Genomic DNA, 1,820 nt, shown 5'->3' with positions numbered 1-1,820 from the left:
CGCGTCCCGGCGGACCGCGGCGCTCAACGCCTACGTCTCCGGCTTCGGGTCGACCCGCCGCATCGTCCTCTACGACACGACCCTCGAGCAGCTGTCCGCCGAGGAGGTCGAGTCGATCGTGGCGCACGAGCTCGGCCACGTCGTCCACCGCGACGTGCTCACCGGCACCCTGGTCGGGGCGCTGGGGGCGGCGGCCGCGGTGGCGCTGTCGGGTTGGCTGCTGTCTTGGACGCCGCTGCTGCGCCGCGCGGGCGCCCGGTCGCCCGCCGACCCGGCCGTCGTCCCCCTGGTCCTGCTGCTGCTGTCGGTGGGCGGACTGCTGAGCACCCCGGTGCAGAACCTGGTGTCGCGCCAGGTGGAGACGCGGGCCGACCTGCGGGCGCTCGACCTCACCGGGGACGCCGGGGCCTTCATCGGGATGCAGCGCGCGCTCGCCGCCACCAACCTCAGCGACCCCGAGCCGCCCGCGGCCTGGCAGTGGTTCTTCGGCTCGCACCCGACCGGCGCGCAGCGGATCGCGTTCGCCGAGGACTGGCAGCGGCTGGAGGACGCCGGGTGAGGACCCTGGTCGTCACCAACGACTTCCCGCCGCGCCAGGGCGGCATCCAGACCTTCGTCGCCGCGCTGCTGGCCCGCCGCCCACCCGAGTCGCTGGTCGTGCTCGCCTCCCGGTCACCCGGCTGGGAGGCGTACGACGCCACGCTGCCCTACGAGGTGGTCCGCCACCCGACCGGCATGCTGCTGCCCACCCCGGGGGTGGCCCGCGCGGCGGCCGGGTTGGCTCGCCGGCACGGCTGCGACACCGCCTTCTTCGGCGCCGCGGCCCCGCTGGGTCTGCTCGCCCCGGCGCTGCGGGACGCCGGGGTGCGCCACCAGGTCGGCGCCACGCACGGCCACGAGACCGGCTGGGTGGCGCTGCCCGGCGCGCGGCAGCTGATGCGGCGGATCGCCGCCGGGCTCGACGTGCTGACCTACATCAGCGACTACACGCGCGAGCGGCTGGCACCGGCGCTGGGCGGGGTCACCCGGATGGCCCAGCTCTCGCCCGGGGTGGACGTCGACCGCTTCACCCCCGCCGCCGACGGGGCGGCGGTCCGGCAGCGGTACGGGCTGGGCGGCGCGCCGGTCGTCGCCTGCGTCTCGCGGCTGGTGCCGCGCAAGGGCCAGGACGTGCTGGTGGCGGCCTGGCCCCGGGTGCTCGCGCAGCACCCCGACGCGCGGCTGCTGCTCGTCGGCGGCGGCCCGCTGGAGCACCGCCTGCGCCGGGAGGTCGCCGCGCGCGGCCTGGAGCGCTCCGTCGTCCTCACCGGGCCGGTGCCGCCGGAGCAGCTGCCCGAGCACTACGCCGCCGGCGACGTGTTCGCCATGCCCTGCCGCACCCGCCGCGGCGGGCTCGACGTCGAGGGCCTGGGCATGGTGTACCTCGAGGCGGCCGCGTGCGGCCGGCCCGTGGTGGCCGGCACCTCCGGCGGCGCGCCGGAGACGGTGCAGGAGGGCGTCACCGGGCACGTGGTGGGCGACCCCCGCTCCGCCGACGCGGTGGCCGCCGTCCTCACCGGGCTGCTGGACGACCCGCAGCGCGCCCGGCGGATGGGGGCGGCCGGCCGGGCGTGGGTCGAGCAGCGCTGGTCCTGGACGTCGATCGCCGACACCTTCGCCGCCGTCCTCGAGCCCTAGGCCCCCTGCAGGGTCCCGCCGCGAGCCTGTGAACAGTGCGGGCAGGGGGTCCTTCTACCGAGCCTGCGCGGGGGTGGGCTGCCTTGTATACACATCTGACGCTGCTGACCACACCCTACGCGTTAGTCCGCAGTGCTGTCTTG

General features: G+C 76.8%; 2 protein-coding genes. Both read left to right on the top strand.

Annotation, left to right across the window (positions count from 1 at the left end):
• Nucleotides 1–559, top strand: a 559-nt coding sequence (locus tag CNO22_RS26900; protein WP_157937161.1) for a M48 family metalloprotease, incomplete at its 5' end; no start/stop codon positions are given.
• On the top strand, nucleotides 556–1,677 hold the full coding sequence (locus CNO22_RS26895) for a glycosyltransferase family 4 protein (RefSeq protein WP_100502278.1): 1,122 nt from the start codon (nucleotides 556–558) through the stop codon (nucleotides 1,675–1,677). The genes CNO22_RS26900 and CNO22_RS26895, both read left to right, overlap by 4 nt.
• Nucleotides 1,678–1,820: the final 143 nt, after the last annotated feature.

Source organism: Geodermatophilus chilensis, from assembly GCF_002802985.1.
Classification (GTDB): Bacteria; Actinomycetota; Actinomycetes; order Mycobacteriales; family Geodermatophilaceae; genus Geodermatophilus; species Geodermatophilus chilensis.
The sequence above is the reverse complement of the archived record's forward strand: the minus strand, read 5'-3'. Positions and strand labels throughout refer to the sequence as shown.